At 36.2% G+C, this 18,519-nt stretch carries 16 protein-coding genes; all 16 read left to right on the forward strand.

The window, feature by feature from the left end:
- Position 1 precedes the first annotated feature (1 nt).
- Positions 2-1,249 (forward strand): O-antigen translocase, encoded by a 1,248-nt coding sequence (locus tag FTV43_RS07830; protein WP_179995263.1) that lies wholly within the window; start codon positions 2-4, stop codon positions 1,247-1,249.
- 5 nt (positions 1,250-1,254) lie between these two features.
- Entirely contained in the window at positions 1,255-2,421 is a 1,167-nt protein-coding gene (locus FTV43_RS07835) for a glycosyltransferase (protein WP_179995264.1), read from the forward strand.
- 181 nt (positions 2,422-2,602) lie between these two features.
- Positions 2,603-3,577, forward strand: coding sequence for a glycosyltransferase family 2 protein (locus FTV43_RS07840; RefSeq protein ID WP_179995265.1), 975 nt, complete (start codon positions 2,603-2,605; stop codon positions 3,575-3,577).
- A 35-nt stretch (positions 3,578-3,612) separates the two neighbouring features.
- Complete coding sequence (locus FTV43_RS07845; RefSeq protein WP_179995266.1) at positions 3,613-4,593, forward strand: EpsG family protein; 981 nt, start codon at positions 3,613-3,615, stop codon at positions 4,591-4,593.
- A 9-nt stretch (positions 4,594-4,602) separates the two neighbouring features.
- The gene (locus FTV43_RS07850) at positions 4,603-5,670 is read left to right on the forward strand and encodes a glycosyltransferase (RefSeq protein WP_179995267.1); all 1,068 of its coding nucleotides are present in this window, start codon (positions 4,603-4,605) and stop codon (positions 5,668-5,670) included.
- Positions 5,657-6,805, forward strand: coding sequence for a glycosyltransferase family 4 protein (locus FTV43_RS07855; RefSeq protein WP_179995268.1), 1,149 nt, complete (start codon positions 5,657-5,659; stop codon positions 6,803-6,805). The genes FTV43_RS07850 and FTV43_RS07855 overlap by 14 nt, the downstream gene beginning before the upstream one ends.
- A 5-nt stretch (positions 6,806-6,810) precedes the next feature.
- Complete coding sequence (locus FTV43_RS07860; RefSeq protein WP_179995269.1) at positions 6,811-7,452, forward strand: sugar transferase; 642 nt, start codon at positions 6,811-6,813, stop codon at positions 7,450-7,452.
- Complete coding sequence (locus FTV43_RS07865; RefSeq protein WP_179995270.1) at positions 7,442-8,449, forward strand: hypothetical protein; 1,008 nt, start codon at positions 7,442-7,444, stop codon at positions 8,447-8,449. Before FTV43_RS07860 ends, FTV43_RS07865 begins: the two co-directional genes overlap by 11 nt.
- On the forward strand, positions 8,439-9,476 hold the full coding sequence (locus FTV43_RS16230; protein WP_179995271.1) for a GNAT family N-acetyltransferase: 1,038 nt from the start codon (positions 8,439-8,441) through the stop codon (positions 9,474-9,476). The genes FTV43_RS07865 and FTV43_RS16230 overlap by 11 nt, the downstream gene beginning before the upstream one ends.
- Positions 9,477-9,488: 12 nt before the next feature.
- Positions 9,489-10,097 carry a GNAT family N-acetyltransferase gene (locus FTV43_RS07875; RefSeq protein WP_179995289.1) on the forward strand — a complete coding sequence of 203 codons (609 nt, stop codon included), beginning with the start codon at positions 9,489-9,491 and terminating at the stop codon, positions 10,095-10,097.
- Positions 10,098-10,106: 9 nt separating this feature from the next.
- Entirely contained in the window at positions 10,107-11,285 is a 1,179-nt protein-coding gene (locus FTV43_RS07880) for a DegT/DnrJ/EryC1/StrS aminotransferase family protein (RefSeq protein WP_179995272.1), read from the forward strand.
- A 258-nt stretch (positions 11,286-11,543) separates the two neighbouring features.
- Positions 11,544-13,418: a nucleoside-diphosphate sugar epimerase/dehydratase gene (locus tag FTV43_RS07885; protein WP_179995273.1), complete on the forward strand. Its 1,875-nt coding sequence runs from the start codon at positions 11,544-11,546 to the stop codon at positions 13,416-13,418.
- A gap of 82 nt (positions 13,419-13,500) precedes the next feature.
- Positions 13,501-14,382, forward strand: a complete 882-nt coding sequence (gene galU, locus FTV43_RS07890) for a UTP--glucose-1-phosphate uridylyltransferase GalU (protein ID WP_179995274.1) — start codon at positions 13,501-13,503, stop codon at positions 14,380-14,382.
- An 83-nt stretch (positions 14,383-14,465) separates the two neighbouring features.
- Positions 14,466-15,734 carry a nucleotide sugar dehydrogenase gene (locus tag FTV43_RS07895; RefSeq protein WP_179995275.1) on the forward strand — a complete coding sequence of 423 codons (1,269 nt, stop codon included), beginning with the start codon at positions 14,466-14,468 and terminating at the stop codon, positions 15,732-15,734.
- Between the two features lie 14 nt (positions 15,735-15,748).
- Entirely contained in the window at positions 15,749-17,455 is a 1,707-nt protein-coding gene (gene pgi / locus FTV43_RS07900) for a glucose-6-phosphate isomerase (protein WP_179995290.1), read from the forward strand.
- On the forward strand, positions 17,448-18,464 hold the full coding sequence (gene galE, locus FTV43_RS07905; protein ID WP_179995276.1) for a UDP-glucose 4-epimerase GalE: 1,017 nt from the start codon (positions 17,448-17,450) through the stop codon (positions 18,462-18,464). The genes pgi and galE overlap by 8 nt, the downstream gene beginning before the upstream one ends.
- Positions 18,465-18,519 lie beyond the last annotated feature (55 nt).

An 18,519-nucleotide genomic window follows, 5' to 3' on the forward strand; every position in this document is an offset into this window, starting at 1 on the left:
CATGAATTTACTAAAAACCAGTGCATTAAACGGGGTGGCTGTTTTAATTAAAACAGCCACCATGTTTATTTTAAATAAGATTTTAGCTGTGTATGTTGGTCCTGCGGGCTATGCAGCAATAGGACAGTTTCAAAATTTTATACAAATGGTCACAACTTTTGCAGGAAGCGCGATTAATACAGCAGTAATAAAATATACTGCTGAATATCATGAGGATGAAACTAAGCAAAGAGCAATTTGGAAAGCAGCAGGCAGTTCAGTTCTTATTTTTAGTTTTATTTTTTCGCTCATTATTCTTATTTTCCAGAAACAATTGTCGCTGTATATTTTTCAGACGACGGCGTATCAGTCTGTTTTTGCGTGGTTTGCTGCTTTTTTAGTTTTATTTAATTTAAATGCACTCTTTTTAGCTATTTTAAATGGCAAAAAGGAGATTTTAAAACTAGTTGTTGCAAATATTGCTGGAAGCATACTTTCTTTATTAGTAACAGGGTTTTTAGCTGTTCAATATCATTTATATGGTGCTCTAGTTGCACTTTCAATTTATCAATCCATAGCTTTTTTTGTAACGTTGTTTTTATGTTATAAAGCCAACTGGTTTAAAATTTCATATTTATTGGGACGAATTGAGCCAAAAATTGCTAAGAACTTTGCGGCTTTTGCGCTTATGGCGCTTGTTAGTGCAATTTGTGTGCCGTTGTCTCAAATGGCAATCCGTACTTATTTAACTCAAGAGTTTGGTTTAAATTACGCTGGATATTGGGAAGCGATGATTCGCTTAAGTGCAGCATATTTGATGTTGGTTACAACAACACTAAGCGTATATTACTTACCAAGACTAGCTGAATTGACTCATTTAGATGAAATAAAAAAAGAAGTGTATTTGGGGTATAAATTTATCTTTCCTTTAGCTGTAGTTGGAGGTATGTGTGTTTACGTCTTACGTGATTGGATTATTGCTTTGTTATTTAGTCATGCATTTATGCCAATGCGTGATTTATTTTTATGGCAAATGATAGGTGATTCACTTAAAATTGGAAGTTGGATATTAGCATATTTAATGCTAAGTAAGGCAATGACAAAGCTGTTTGTGATAACGGAAATTATTTTTTCAATCTTTTTGATTTTATTAACTTATATATTTACTCAAGTTTTTGGATTTGAGGGAGTTTCTATTGCTTATTTAATAAATTATGCAACGTATTGGGTAGTTATGAGTTTTTTTGTGTTAAGAAATATTAAAGGGTAGGCAAGATGAAGATATTATTAATTGGTGAGTATTCAGGTGCCTTTTATAATTTGGCAAATATTCTAAAAAAAAAGGGTCATGACGTTTTTTGGATACATGATGGTGATAATTATAAAAAAATTTCCGGAGCAGATTACTCTATAGAATATAAATACATTAAATCAAATTTTTATATAATTAATTTAATCTTAAAGATCTATTATTTTATTTTGAATTTTTTGGGTCTAAAGGGTTTTCTTCAAATAAGAAAATATAATAAATTTATAGAAAGTCTTAAAAATTATGAAGTCGTACAGCTTGTAAATACAAAGCCATTGAGTGATTTTGGTGCTTATGCAAATTTATATTTTATAAAGAAGTTGGTAGCTAATAATAATAAAGTTTATCTATCTGCTTTAGGAGATGATTACGTTTGGGTGAAAAATTGTTTGGAAAAAAAAATTCCTTACTCTATGTTTGACAGAATGAATTTTTTAAATTTTCATAAGTTTAGCTGGTCATTATTATATGTATATGGTTTTGGCGCAAAAACTTTAAATGATTATATAATTAAAAACATTAAAGGAATCATTCCTGGGCTTTATGATTATTTGTACGCTTATAATGCTCAAAAAATTAAATGTGAAGACTTAATACCATTAATTGTAAAAGTTGATAAAGGTGCGTACTCAATGGATTTCAACTCAACTCCAATAAAGATATTTCATGGGTGGCAGGAAAATAAGGAATTAAGAAAAGGAAATGATATTTTTCATGAAGCTATTTTAAGGTTGAAAAATAAATATTCAGATCTAATAGATTATGAAGTTATTACAAATTTACCTTATGATGAATATATTAAAAAATACAAAGATTGCCATATATTTATTGATCAATGTTATAGCTTGGATAGGGGAATGAATGGACTTCTAGGGATGGCAGCAGGTAAAATTGTTTTAAGTGGATTTGACCCAAGCTTTATTAAGTACTTAGGTTTAGATAATGGTATGGAAGTATTAATTAATGCTTTACCTGATCAAGATTTTATATATAATACTCTAGAAAGTTTAATTTTAGATCCAAATAAAATGAAAGCAATTTCAATCGAATCATTGAAATTCATAAATAAGTATCATAATGAAGAGCTAATTTATCAAAAATTTATTAACATATGGTCTCTTGAAGTATGTTAGACCTCTTGCGAAAGTATTATTTTTGACTATTTTAGACTTTGATATTTGTTTAAAAATCAACGCTTATCAATGATTAAATTTTGACTAACGCAAGAGGTCTATTAGATATTAATTAAAAATTGAAGGGTTGTTGCGTTAAAGATATTTAAGATAAATTATGCGTTTAAATGAGGATTTTTAAGTGAAGCTTCCATTTTTTAGTTTTATAGTTCCTGTATACAATGTTGAAAAATATTTAGTTGAGTGTATTGATAGTATATTAAATCAAAGTTTTGCAGATTATGAAATCATATTAGTTAATGATGGATCTACAGATAATTCATTACAAGTCTGTGAGAGTTATCGGCGGAAAGATGCTCGAGTAAAAATTTTAAATAAAGAAAATGAAGGTTTGGCTGAAACTAGAAATAAGGGGATTGAGATCGCTTCTGGGGAATATCTAATTTTTCTTGATAGTGATGATCACCTTGAAAAAAAAGGTAATGGTTTATCAGAATTGTTTAATGTACTTAAATATAAAGATGTCGACGTTTTATTATTTAATTTGGTGCCTTTTTCTTTAAATGAAGAGATGGAGTATTTATATTATAGAGTTCCAAAATTTAAAGAAATTAAAGAAACAGAAAATTTATCAATTCTATTCAAGAAAAGAATTTATTTAGCTTCTGCATGCAATAAAATCGTTAGAAGAGAAGTTGTAACTAAAAATCACTTAAAATTTCCTACAGGAAAGTTAAGTGAGGATATATCTTGGTGTGGAGATCTACTTAAGGTTGCTAAAAAAATAAAATTTTATCCTATTGATCTATATTTTTATAGAAAAAATAGAGAGAACTCTATTACATTTAGAACTTCAAGAAAAAATTTATTAGATATTTTGGAGCAAATTAAATACCATTATAGTTTTATGAATTCTAATGGAAATTATAATAATAAAATTTTTATTGATGAATTTTATTCATTCTATTATTTGAGTTGTATAAAGCAGATGTGTGAACATGAGGAATTTTCTTATAATGAAATAGTGTCTTTATTGAAGCCTTTATCTGTTTTTTTGAAGTTAAGTTTTGAACCTCGAGTATTTTTATTTAGAATTATGGTGGCGATGTTTGGATTTGACCTTTCTATTAAATTACTTAAAAAAGTAATTGGGTAGATTTTAAATTTTTAATTAAAAAAGTAGATGTTTAAATGCGAAATACTAAGAAGATAGTTGAAAATTCATTATATTCAATTGTGTTTTTACTTCCTTTTTTTGTTATATATTTACTCTTATTCTATATGAGTATGGAGACTGCGAGAGATAGATTTGAGTATCTCAAAATGATGCAGAATCCTTTTGTAGGTAGAGAGGAAATAGGGATATCCATATACTCATATTTTACTGGGTTTTTTTTAGAAAGTCCGATTTTAAAACTAATATTATTTCAAGTTATTGCTATTTCCTTAGTTTTTTTTACTATCGCTTTGCACTCAAAAACTAATACTTTGTTAAAGTTTTATTTGTGTGTGCTTGCATCTATGTTATTGTTTAATGTTTATTTTGGAACGCAACTAAGGGTTGGGTTCGCCAGTATTCTTTTAGCATTTATATCTTTAGGTTTAAATAAAGATGCAAAGCTTGTAAATTTATTTTGGTATTTAATACCTTGTTTATTTCATTTTGCAGTTATTCCAGCAGTTTTATTTTTATACTTATTCTACTATTCAAAGATAAAAAATTTAAATTTTTATTTATTCATTTATTTATTTTTATTATTTTCTGTTATTTTGGTTTCGGTGCTTTTGGAAGATATTATTTTGTTTTTAGGGTTGAATCCATATTACTTGGATTATCTTAGTGAGGATGCTGATTATCAAATGCGATTTCTACCTTTTAGCTTTATTTTTTATATTTTAGTTGTATTTTTTGTTTTTTTTAATATTAGAAGGTTTGATTTGAGTTATAGATTTTGGATGGTGCCATCTGGTCTTTTATTTTCATTTACTGCATTAATTGTCGACCTGCCACTTTTGCACAAATTGATGGGTGTTTTCTTATTTTATACTATTATATATCTAATATTAAATATAAGTTTTTCTAAAAATAATGAAAAGATTCTGCTATTATTTGTTTATCTGCTCATACCGTTTGGTTTTGCTTATTTTGCTAAAAGCGTTTTTTTGATTTAATGGTGTATTATGAAAATTTTATATGTTATTACGGGCTTGGGGTTGGGGGGGGCTGAAAAAGTTGTCTGTGACTTGGCAGATCAAATGTCTAATTTAGGTCATAGAGTAATTGTTGCTTATTTAACAGGTGAAATATTAGTTCGTCCAAAAAATTTGAATATAGATATAGTATTCTTAGAACTAAATAATCTTAGCCAATTGTATTCATCATCAAGAAGATATAGAAAATTAATTCAAGATTTTCAGCCTGATATTGTGCATGCACATATGGTACATGCTAATATTTTTTCGCGTCTAAATCGTATTGGTTGTAAAATACCTAAACTAATTTGTACTGCTCATAATTCAAATGAAGGCGGTAAACTTAGAATGTTAGCTTACCGATTAACCAATTTTTTATCTGATTTCAATAGTAATGTGAGTCAAGAAGCAACAGAGTCTTTAATTAGTAAAGGTGCTTTTAATCAAAATAATTTAACCACCGTGTATAATGGAATCGATTTGAGTAAATTTAAATCATTTAAAACTAAGAAAAAAAATGAAGAAATAATGATTTTATCGGTAGGTCGATTCAATGAGCAAAAAGATTATCCTAACTTATTTAAAGCTATAAAAATTTTAAAAGATAATAATCTCATTGAAAAAGTTAAGTTTTATATCGCTGGGGATGGTGAACTCCGTCCGTATTTAGAAAAAACTATAGAAGACCTTGGTATAAATAATAATATTGTATTGTTGGGAAAAAGATCAGATATTCCTGAGCTTTTAAATCAATCAGATTATTTTGTACTTTCATCTCGGCATGAAGGTCTTCCAACAGTTGTAATAGAAGCAATGGCATGTGAAACTTTTGTTGTGGCAACTGACTGTGGTGGTAGTGCAGAAATTTTGGGGGAAACAGGAGTGTTAGTACCTATTGAAAATTCAGAAGCATTAGCAAAAGGATTAGAACAGGCAATGAAGCTAACAGAAGATCAAATAAGAAAAAATGGTAAATTGGCTAGGAAAAGAGTTGAAGCTTTATTTTCTTTAGAAGCAAGTGTAAATAAATGGTTGGCTTTATATGAAGCTAAATAAAAAAATTATTTTAATTGGCACAGTTGCATCTAGCTTCTATGGCTTTCGTGCAGATTTAATTCGCACACTTTTAAAAAAAGGTCATCAAGTCTATGCGTTTACGTCTGAATATACGGCAGAAGACCTAAAAAAAATAGAAAAGTTGGGTGCTACGCCGATTACATATACATTAAACCGTGGTGGATTGAACCCACTTGCAGATATAATTGCTACATATCAACTCTCAAAAAAAATTAAAGTAATTAATCCTGACTTAGTATTCTCTTATTTTTCAAAACCTGTCATTTTTGGTACTTTAGCAGCGAAATTAGCTAAAGCCCCGCGTGTTATTGGTATGCTTGAAGGTTTAGGTTATACATTTACAGAACAGCCTGAAGGCTTAAGTAAAAAGACCAAACTTATAAAAAAAATACAGGTTTTTTTATACAAAATTGCCTTACCACAACTTGATCAGCTTATTTTTTTAAACCCTGATGATCCTAAAGATTTACTTGAAAAATATGCTATAAATGTCAAAAATGTAGAGGTTTTAGGTGGGATTGGCTTAAATTTACAAGACTATCCATATCAACCATTGAATAATATTCATTTGCCCCTTAAATTTTTATTTATTGGTCGTTTATTGAAAGAAAAAGGGATACATGAATTTGTTCAGGCAGCAAAACTGGTAAAAGAAAAATATCCTGAAACAGAGTTTACAGTACTCGGTGCCATTGATCATGCAAATCTAGGTGCCTTATCTGAAGCTGAACTTCATCAACTTATTCAAACTAATATTATTCACTATCCAGGTCACGTCAGTAATGTGTGTGATTGGATAGCAGAAAACCATATTTTTGTATTACCATCCTACCGAGAAGGTGTTCCACGTAGTACACAAGAAGCGATGGCTATAGGGCGTGCAATTATCACTACGGATGTTCCTGGTTGTAGAGAAACGGTTGTTAATGGTGTAAATGGATTTTTAGTACCAAAATGGAATCCTGATGCTTTAGCTGAAAAAATGATTGATTTTATTGAGAATCCTGAGCAGATATCGTTGATGGGTGCAGCAAGTTATGAAATTGCAAAAGAAAGATTTGATGCAAATATTGTAAATAAAAGACTAATTAAATTTTTAGAAGTGGTTGGGTAGATAGAATGTATAGAGACTATTTAAAAAGTATAATGGATATTTTTTGTGGATTTATAATTTTTATACTTCTTTTACCTATCTTACTAATACTTTCATTTTTTGTTTTTTTCTCAATGGGTAGTCCTATTTTCTTTAAACAAGAAAGAATTGGGAGAAATAATAAACCTTTTATTATGTATAAATTCAGAACTATGCGTGAGCCTAAAGAGGGTGAAAATCGATTGTTGTCTGATGCAGATCGTGTCACAAAAGTGGGTGCTTTTTTAAGAAAAACAAGTTTAGATGAGTTACCAGAAATCATAAATGTGATTAAAGGTGAAATGAGTCTTGTAGGACCAAGACCATTGTTAGATTTACATTTAGAACTTTTTAATGATCGTCAGTTAAAAAGGCATGATGTTAAGCCTGGTATGACGGGTTTGGCACAAGTGATGGGAAGACAATCTTTAAGCTTTACACAAAGAACAGATTTAGATGTTAAATATGTTGAAAACTTAAGTTTTTGGTTAGATATAAAAATTATAGTCAAGACGATATTAGTGGTACTAGGTGCTGATGGTATTAAAACAGGACAAAAGTTTGAAGAAGTCGATGATGTCGGTTTGAAAGATTTGATCGAAAAAAAGCAGAAAGAAAGTGAAAAATAATCGTTGGGAAATGGGTTCTTCATTTCATGAAATTTCAACAGAGCTTACTTCAAATGTCTCTAGTGTATCTTGGAGTGATTGTGAACTTTACTTAAGTGGTCGATATGCAATATTAGATTTAGTACTCTATAAGAAAATTTATGAGAACTTAACTGAGATATATTTGCCTTCATACTATTGTCATGATGTTACACGACTCATAGAAAGCCAGATTGAAGTGAAACTCTATGAGTGTTCACCTATTTCTATTGTTGATCTTTCATTGTTCCCTAGAGATGCAACAGTCATTTTAGTTGAATATATGGGAAATAAATTAAGAACGGTAGGTGATAATTCACTAAAAATTACCATAGATAAAACACATAATCCACTTTCAAAGTTTTCTTATTCTTTCACGCCTGAATTTCAATTTGGCTCTTTGCGTAAAATATTCCCAACAGGTGAAGGTGGTTTTTTATTTCCAAAACTTTGCTCTTCACTTAAAAAAATATCATCAATAAATGATGAGAATTTAAAATCTTTGAAAAGAGCAATGCATCTTAAAAAAACATATTTACATGGTGGAAATATTGATAAGAAAGATTTTTTAAAAGAGTTTAATGCTTTTGAAGAGTTGCTGAATAATACCACTGATATTTATGGTATTTCGGAAGATACTTTAGCACTCCTATCTACACTAGATGTTGATACTCTTTATAATAAGAAGAAAAAAAATTTAGAGTTTTTGTATTCATACTATGAAAATATAACAGTTATTCAAATTTTTAAAAATAATAGCTACTTTTCTTTTTTTGTATCATTAGAAGATTACGCTTATGTCAGATCAAAGCTTATTGATAATAATGTATACCCAATAGTATTGTGGCCAAATTATGAGAATGATATTCATTTAATTAATGGATATATTTTAGTTTCTTTACATGCAGATTTTAGGTACGATTTACAAGACCTAAAGAAATTAACTAATATTTTGGACGGTATATTCTGTGAATTATAAATTTTCTATAGTCACTGAGGATGATTTATCTACTATCAAGAGTCAATTGTTGAATTTTGATACAGATATATATCACTCGATAGAATGGCTTTTACTGAATGAAAACTTACAGGAAGGAGAAATCTACTGTATTTTTTTAGAAGATGAGAAAAACTGTGCTTTCTTTCCATTGATTAAACGAAAAATTAAAAACACCTCTTTTTTTGATTTAATTACACCTTACGGCTATGGTGGGGTAGCTTTTAAAAAAAATACAGATACCACTTTTAGAGAAAATATTTTTGAATTATTAAGAGATTGCTTAAGTAATACAAACTGTATCTCAGTGTTTTTGAGATTACATCCTTTATTAAACAGTAATGTCAAAGAGAGTGAGTTTGTATTTGGTAATGGAGTGACTTTGGCTACAAAACTTAATTCAAGCTATCCTGATTTATATAATAAGTACTCTTCTGGTCATAAATATGACTTAAAAAAATCGAAAAAAAATGAAAATATTTCTATTGTAGATGATGCTGACTTTATCTTCTTTGATGATTTTATTGAAATTTATTTAGAAACTATGCGTTATTTACAAGCATCTGATTTCTATTATTTCGATAAAGAATACTTCTATAAAATGAAAGAGCTTTTGGCAGAGGAACTAAAGTTAGTTATCGTTAAGCTGAATGAGCAAGTTATTGGTGCTTCTTTGTTTATGTTGCATAATAATATTATTCAATATCATCTGTCTGGTACAACGGTTGAAGGTAGAAAGTATCAGCCTTCTAAATTAATTTTAGACTATATGATAGATTGGGGTATCTCTCAAGGCTATAGTTTTTTACATTTAGGCGGTGGTGTTGGGGGTCAACAAGATGCTTTATATAAGTTTAAAAAAGGATTCTCTGCGGATGAGTATTCTTTTTATACAGTTAGACTGATAATAAACAGCACAGTTTATAGGCAACTGTGTTTAGATTTAAAGTTTACAGATACTGAAATAGATAATATTTCTAATTTTTTTCCCTTATACAGAAAAGCATGAGTATTGACTGAAATGATTAAAAGTAAGCTATTGTCTTTAAGACCCATTGAATTAAGTGATGATATTGTTTTACAAAAATTAATTAATAATCCACTTGTTTCTGAAAATGTAGTAGGTTGGACTTTTCCTGTTTCATTATTTTCACAAAAAAACTGGATTCAATCGAATACAAATAATCTAAGTTATCGCTTGGTCGTTGTTGACAATGAAACGAATGAAGCAATTGGTATTACAGGTCTATGGGATATTGATTGGCACAATCAGGCAGCTATGTCCGCAATTAAACTTTTACCTGAAAAGACTAAAAAAGGATTTGGTACCGAAGCCATTATGTTGAGTATGGCTTGGGCTTTTTATAATGTAGGTCTTAGACGTTTGCATGGTGCGATTTTAGACTTCAATGGTCCTAGCATGGGGGCTTATGTAAAAAAATGTGGTTGGAAAGTTGAGGGGCGTCAACGAGAGGCAATATTCCGTAAAGGGGAGTGGCATGATTTATATAGTGTAGCTATTCTTAAACGAGAGTTTGATGCTTTGCCTACAGCATCTGAATTTATTAATGCAGTTTGTCCTGTAGATACTACCCCTAATATTGATATTAATTTCCAAGATTATATTTAAGGAAAAAAAATGCTTAACACTGCATTTGAACCATGGCCAAGCTTTACTCAACAAGAGGCAGATGCCGTATCTCAAGTTTTACTGTCTAACAAAGTCAATTACTGGACAGGGCAAGAGTGCCGTGAATTTGAAAAAGAATTTGCCCAATTTGCGCAAACCCAATATGCCGTGGCACTTGCCAACGGTACTGTCGCTTTAGATGTTGCATTAAAAGCCCTGAATATTGGCGCGGGTGATGACGTGATTGTCACTTCACGCACCTTTTTAGCTTCGGCAAGCTCAATTGTTACAGCAGGCGCAAATCCAATTTTTGCAGATGTAGAACTTGATTCACAAAACATTTCTGCTCGTACCATTGAGGCAGTACTGACTCCAAATACCAAAGCCATTATTTGTGTGCATTTGGCAGGGTGGATGTGTGATATGGACCCGATTATGCAACTGGCAAAAGAAAAGGGGCTGTATGTGATTGAAGACTGTGCACAGGCACATGGTGCGATGTACAAAGGCAAAGCTGCAGGTTCAATTGGACATATTGGTGCGTGGTCTTTCTGTCAGGACAAAATTATGACCACAGGTGGCGAAGGCGGTATGGTCACCACTAATGATGAAAACCTATGGAAAAAAATGTGGTCGTACAAAGACCACGGTAAAAATTACGACAGCATTTATCACAAACAGCACCCACCGGGTTTCCGTTGGTTACATGACTCATTTGGCACCAACTGGCGCATGATGGAAATGCAAGCAGTGATTGGACGTATTCAATTACAGCGCATGCCAGAATGGACACAAAAACGTACCGAGCATGCACAGCGCATTTTAGCAGCGTTTCAGGACAGTCCATATTTTACTGTGCACTATCCAAACAGTGACTATGTACATGCCAACTACAAGTGCTATGTGCAGGTAAATAGCGACGAACAGTTACCTGTGGGTTGGTCACGTGATCGTATCATGCAGGAAATCAATGCGCTGAATGTACCTTGTTTTAGCGGCTCATGTTCAGAAGTGTATTTAGAACACGCATTTGATGGCACCGCATGGCGACCTGCACAGCGTTTGGTCAATGCACAGCAATTAGGCGAAACCAGTTTAATGTTCTTGGTTCATCCAAATTTAAGCAATGACAGCATAGAAAAAACCATTGCAGCCATTCAGCACGTGATACAACAGATGGCAGGCTAAGCCATACTTGTGATGCAGCCCTCAAGTGGTGATCTTTAACTTACGATAAGGTGTAAAGGGCTGCACTAGGTAAGTTGGTGCAGCTTTATATCATTAGGCTATTGCAGCGCGATAGAGTCATCTAATCTTTAAACTGAAAATAGAGAAAAATACTGCAAATTCATATATCATACTTTTATAAAAATAGTGTGAACTGAGTGTTGTTTTTGAAGTATGTTCATAGACAATACTCAGCAAAAAATTGAGAAGCTTCATTCCGTGAAATCCATGATCGAACCTGCTGTAGAATCCCCGCGCGCTGCCAAACTCGCATTTTTAGTTGTGCTGGATTTCTGTGTATTTCCTGTCTTGCTATGGCTATGTTATGCCATCCGCCAGTTTGATTTGGGGGCAGAAGTGGTGCCCAATTTGGCTTTTGGTTCGGTATGGGCGAGTGTGATTGCCGTTATATCGCTGTTTATTTTTGGGGTGTATCGCTTTATTGTGCGTACCTACAGCGAACTGTTTATGGTTAAATTGGGGCTAGGCACCTCTTTGACTGTGGCTGGGTTGTATGCTTTGGCTTATTTTACCGATGCCTTTATTCCCACCTCTATTCCGCTCATGTTCGGCTTTCTCATGTTCGCATGGGTTTGGTTTAGCCGTGGCTTTATTCGCTTTATTGTGCGTTCTTATTTACAGGCAGATGTACAAAAAAAACGTGTGGCGATTTATGGTGCAGGCAATGCAGGACAGCAAATTGCAGCAGCACTATACAATTCCGATGAACACTTACCCGTGTTGTTTATTGATGATGATCCCTCACTCACTGGGCAACAGTTGGGCCGTTTAAAAGTCTATGATGCAGAAACAGCATTAAAAGTCATGCCGAAAAAGCATATTGATGAAATTTTGATTGCACTGCCTTCTGTCGGACGCATGCGTAAAAGCGAGATCGTCACATTTTTAGAACCTGCACATATTAAAATTACCGAAATTCCAGGACTGACCAAACTGGTCGATGGTGAAATTCGCGTATCGGATATTCAGGAAGTCGATATTATTGACTTGCTCGGGCGTGACCCTGTGCCGCCTGTACCCGAACTGTTGGCTAAAAATATTCAAGACAAAATGGTCTTGGTTACAGGGGCGGGGGGGTCCATTGGTTCTGAATTGTGTCGTCAAATTGTCAAAAACAAACCCAAAGCCTTGGTAATTTATGAACTGACCGAATTTGCGTTGTATAGCATTGACAAAGAATTACGCTTAAATAGCGATGTCACGATTATCCCAATTTTAGGTTCAGTGCTAGAGCAGGCCAAACTAGAGCGAGTGATGGAACAGTATAGGGTTCAAACCGTGTACCATGCGGCTGCTTACAAACACGTGCCCTTGGTAGAATGTAACCCATTGGCAGGTTTGAAAAACAACGCCATTGGTACGGCATTTAGCTTAAATGCAGCGGTCAAAACAGCTGTAGAAACATTTGTACTCATTTCTACCGATAAAGCCGTGCGTCCAACCAATGTCATGGGGGCGTCTAAACGTATGGCAGAATTGTATTGTCAGGCCATGGCAGAAGCACAAGACCAAACCCAAATTAGCATTGTCCGTTTTGGGAATGTTTTGGGTTCATCGGGTTCGGTGGTGCCGTTGTTTAAACAGCAAATTGCCAAAGGTGGGCCCATTACCGTGACTCATCCTGAAGTAACCCGATACTTTATGACCATTCCAGAAGCTTCGCAATTGGTGATTCAGGCGGGTGCATTAGGTCAGGGGGGCGATGTATTCCTGCTGGATATGGGGGAACCTGTACGCATTCAGGACTTGGCCCGTCAAATGATTGCACTGAGTGGGTTAAAAGTACGTGAAACGGGCAGTCAGGAAGGTGATATTGAAATTCAATATTCAGGCTTACGCCCAGGCGAAAAACTTTACGAAGAATTGTTGATTGATGCCGATAATACCGAAGTGACCCAGCACAGTCGTATTTTACGTTCTTATGAAAAAATGTATCCGTTGGATGAATTACTGATGGTGTTTGAGCGTATGCATGACTTAACCGCAATTCAAAGTGATATCGACTGGGCTTTAGCACAGCTTGAACACTATGTGGATGGTTATGCCCGTGGGACAGAAATTAAGGTGAACTAAATTTCAAAAACTAAGTTGAAGTAAGTCCAACTTGTTGATGAGTAAAATTAACTAAAAATTTGTGTGAAATTAGGTATCTGAGATGATTAAAAAAGCCATTTTACCCGTTGCAGGTTTAGGCACCCGCTTTTTACCTGCCAGTAAAGCCATTCCCAAAGAAATGGTGACTGTGGTCGATCGTCCTGCGATTGAATATGTAGTGCGCGAGGCAGTTGCAGCAGGGATTGAGCAAATTATTTTGGTGACCCATTCATCTAAAGCCTCCATTGAAAACTACTTTGACCGTAACTTTGAGCTAGAAACAACTTTGGAACAAAAACAAAAACTGGATTTGCTCAATGAAATTACCGAAATTTTACCTACGCATGTGAGTGTCGTGAGTGTACGTCAGCCACAACCTTTAGGCTTAGGGCATGCGGTTTTATGTGCTAAATCTGTAGTGGGCAATGATGCCTTTGCCGTATTGTTACCCGATGTATTGGTTAAAGATGATGCGGCACAAAATGACTTGGCGCGTATGATTCAGCGTTTTGAGCAAAGCAACGCCGCACAGATTATGGTCGAAGCAGTGCCAGATCATCTAGTCGATCAATACGGTATTGTCGATGTAGCCGCAGCACCTGCTGAAGGTGAAAGTACCGTGATGCAGGGCATTGTCGAAAAACCCGCAGTAGGCACGGCACCTTCTAATTTATCGGTGGTGGGTCGTTATGTTTTGCCTGCAGAAATTATGAATTTGCTAGAAAACACCCCTAAAGGGGCAGGCAATGAAATTCAATTGACTGATGCCATTGCCATGTTGCAACAAAACAGTGTGGTCGAAGCTTACCGTATGCAAGGTCAGACTTTTGATTGTGGCAGTAAGTTGGGTTACTTAAAGGCGGTGTTGCATTATGGACTCGATCATCCAAAATTAGGCGATGATTTTAAAGCCTTGATTGAAGAATTAAAGTTAGAGTCTTAAGGTGTAAAAATTGAGAGTGATGAAAATTCCTCTCAAGATAGAAACAAAATAACACTGTTAACCCAATACCGCAGGAACACATTTTGAAAGTCGCAGTCTTTGGAAAAACCCTCTATGCAGGCGTGATGTCTGCACTCTTGGCAGAATGTGGGCATCAAGTGTATTGGTGCGATATCTTTCAGGATGCTGCCCATCCACTAGAACAGCAACATCTCAGCTTTCAAGACCAAGCCTTGAGCCTGTTATTACAACAACAATGCAGCAAGGGCTTTTTACACTATTGTGATTTTGCTGCATTGCCTTTAGATGTGGATGTCTATCTACTCAGTTTGAACCCGACTGAAGAAGCTCACGCCTTAACCGTTTTGGGGCAGTTGCAACAACGTCCGATCATTCACCCTAAATTGATGATCAATGCCTCGACTTTGGGCTTAAATGGCACACAGCGCCTGCAAAAAATCTTGCCACAAGATGACTGGATTTATTTGCCCGACATGATTCAAGAGGGCAATGCCATTCAAAGTATGACCCGCGCACAGCAACTCACGGTGGGTTGTGAAAATGAACGTGCGCAAGTCAAACTCAAAGAATTACTCCGCCCCTTATTCCCACGTGCGCAGCAATATCTGTTTATGCCTGTGTTGGATGCAGAATTTACCAAACTGAGTATTTCAGGCATGTTGGCGACTCGTATCAGTTATATCAATGACTTGGCAGTGGTGGCAGAAAAACTCGGGATTGATATTGAGCATGTGCGGCAGGGTATGGCGGCAGATAGCCGTATTGGTGCATCATATATGTATCCTGGTGCGGGGTTTGGTGGTGAAAACTTTAGTCATGATATTCAGACTCTGGCCAGTACCGTATCCACCACAGGGGTGAAAAGTCAGCTGTTGGCGCAAGTTTGGGATATTAACGAACAACAAAAAGAACTCTTGTTTAGAAAGTTGTGGAATTATTATCAGGGCGATTTAAACGGCAAAACTGTGGCGATTTGGGGCGCAGCCTTTAAAGAAAATACCGCAAGGGTGCAACATTCGCCCATTCATGTGATGTTGCCTGCGTTGTGGGCGCAGGGTGTGACGGTCAAATTGCACGACCCACAAGCCTTGCCTGAAATTGTGGCACAGTATGGTCAGCGCGATGATCTAATTTTATGTACAGACCAATATCAAGCCGTCGAAGGTGCATCGGCATTATGTGTGCTGACCGCGTGGAAACAATATTGGAGTTTGGATTATCCAACTTTGTTGCAGCAGATGCAGCATCCGCTGATTTTGGATGGTCGTAATATTTATGATCCTGAATTTGTGAAGGCACAAGGTTTTGCTTATATGGGAGTCGGTCGCTAATGATTCGTAGCACAATGCCACAGACGCAAAGCTCGATCTCTCCAAATGACAATGCCTTGCCGCAGTTACAACAATTGCAGCATCAGTTTCAGCAGCTGCATTTAAATCAGCTGTTTGCTCAAGATCCGCAGCGTTTTCAGCGTTTCTCGGTGGCTTTGGACAGTGTGCTGTTTGACTATAGCAAGCATCGGATTGATGCCAAGGTGTTGCAGACCTTGGTTCAGTTTGCCAAGCAGAGTCAGCTTGCTGAATGGATTGGACGTTTATTTTCAACGGCAACTGGCTCAGAGAAAATCAACTATACTGAACAGCGCGATGCGATGCATTGGGCCTTGCGTTTGCCTGCGACCAGCCCAGCAGCAAGTGCTTCCGATCAGACCGATGCTTACGCTGCATTGACTGAGCAAGTGCATACCCAGCTTGAGCGTATGTATGCCTTGGTGGAAAAAATCCATGCAGGCCAATACCGTGGTGCCACGGGTGAAGTGATTCAGGATGTGGTCAATATTGGTGTGGGTGGCTCAGATTTAGGCCCGTTGATGGTGACCCAAGCCTTATCTGATTTTAAAGTGGCGACAGAAAAACCACTGAATGTACATTTTGTGTCCACCATGGATGGCAGCCAGTTATCTGAATTGCTGCATCGTCTGCGTCCTGAAACCACTTTATTTATTATTTCATCCAAGTCTTTTGGCACCATTGATACCTTATCCAATGCGCAGACCGTGAAACAATGGCTGGAAAAAGCCTTGGGTAAACATGCGCAAATTCTGAAACATCACTTTATTGGGGTATCCACCAAAGCCGATAAAATGACCGATTGGGGCATTTGCCCTGAAAATCAGCTCTTGCTTTGGGATTGGGTCGGTGGTCGTTATTCGTTATGGTCGTGTATTGGCTTGCCGATAGCTTTGACCATAGGCGTTGTGGGTTTTCAACAGTTTTTAGCAGGCGCACATGCGGTTGATCAGCATTTTCAAACGGCTGCATTTGATCAGAACATCCCAGTGCTGATGGGCTTGCTGGGGGTATGGAATAATAATTTCCTGAATATTCAGACTCATGCGGTCTTGCCTTATGATGGACGTTTAAAATACTTCGCTTCGTATTTACAGCAATTAGAAATGGAATCCAATGGCAAGTCGATTCAGCGTAATGGTGAGGCTGTCAATTTGGATACCTGCCCAATTGTTTGGGGTGAGGTTGGGCCGAATGCACAGCATGCGTTCTATCAATTGTTGCATCAAGGGACGCATGCGGTCAGTTGTGATTTTATTGCCCCTGTGCAGCGTTATAATGCCAATCAATTTACATATGCGGAAAATGCCGAGGCTTTGGTGGAGCAGCACCATTTGGCCTTGTCCAACTGCTTGGCGCAGTCGCGGCTTTTGGCCTTTGGCAATCAGGCTTTAGATCAGCAGGAATTAGATGGCTTAGCGACATATAAGCAGTACAGTGGTAATCAGCCAAGTAGCAGTATTTTATTGCAAGAACTCAATCCGTATAGTTTGGGCATGTTGATTGCCTTATATGAACATAAAGTCTTTGTGCAATCGGTGCTGTGGAATATCAATCCTTTTGACCAATGGGGCGTAGAAAAAGGCAAGGAAATTGCCAATCAGCTCTTGCCTATTTTAAATGGGCAGCAACAGGATTTATCGGCACTCGATGCATCGACCCAAGGTTTATTAAAAATTTTATTAGGAAAAATAGATGGCTAATATTTTAGTAACAGGCGGTGCGGGCTATATTGGTTCACATACCTGTGTCGAGTTGCTGAATGCAGGGCACAGCGTGGTGGTGCTGGATAATTTATCCAATAGCTCGGCAGAATCATTGGCGCGGGTGCAGCAACTGACGGGCAAAACCTTGCAGTTTATTCAGGGTGATATTCGTGATGCTGCTGCTTTGGATGCTGTGTTTGCTGCACATCAAATTGATGCAGTGATTCATTTTGCAGGACTCAAAGCAGTGGGAGAAAGCCAACAAATTCCACTGAGCTATTTTGATAACAATATTGCGGGTTCAATTAGCTTGATGCAGGCGATGCAGCGCGCGCATGTGTTTAAATTGGTGTTTAGTTCATCGGCTACAGTATATGATGAAGCCAATATTTCGCCGTTGCATGAAGAGATGCCAACGGGCATGCCAAGCAATAACTATGGCTATACCAAACTGATTGTGGAACAGCTTTTACAAAAAGCAGCCCTTGCCGATGCACGTTGGTCGATTGCGCTATTGCGTTATTTTAACCCTGTGGGGGCACATAAAAGTGGTTGCATCGGCGAAGACCCACAAGGTATTCCAAATAATTTAATGCCTTATGTCACCCAAGTGGCGGTGGGACGTCGTGAAAAATTGTCGATTTTTGGGCAGGATTATGCCACGCCAGATGGTACAGGCGTGCGCGATTATATTCATGTGGTCGATTTGGCCAATGCGCATTTATGTGCCTTGAATAACCGTTTGACTGCACAGGGTTGCCGTGCTTGGAATATTGGTACGGGCAATGGAATTTCGGTGTTAGAAGTGAAGAATACTTTTGAACAGGTCAATGGTGTGCAGATTCAATTTGAGTTTGCACCACGTCGTGAAGGCGATGTGGCAACCTCTTTTGCAGATAATAGCCGCGCCGTGCAAGAATTGGGCTGGACTCCACAATATGGCTTAGAAGATATGTTAGCCGATAGTTGGAACTGGCAAAAGCAGAATCCGAATGGTTATCGTTAAGATGAATGATTCCAGCTATACACTCAGCCACAAAGTTTAGGGCACAAAAACGGGA

Origin of the sequence: Acinetobacter sp. YH16053, from assembly GCF_013417035.1 — a bacterium.
Classification (GTDB): Bacteria; Pseudomonadota; Gammaproteobacteria; order Pseudomonadales; family Moraxellaceae; genus Acinetobacter; species Acinetobacter towneri.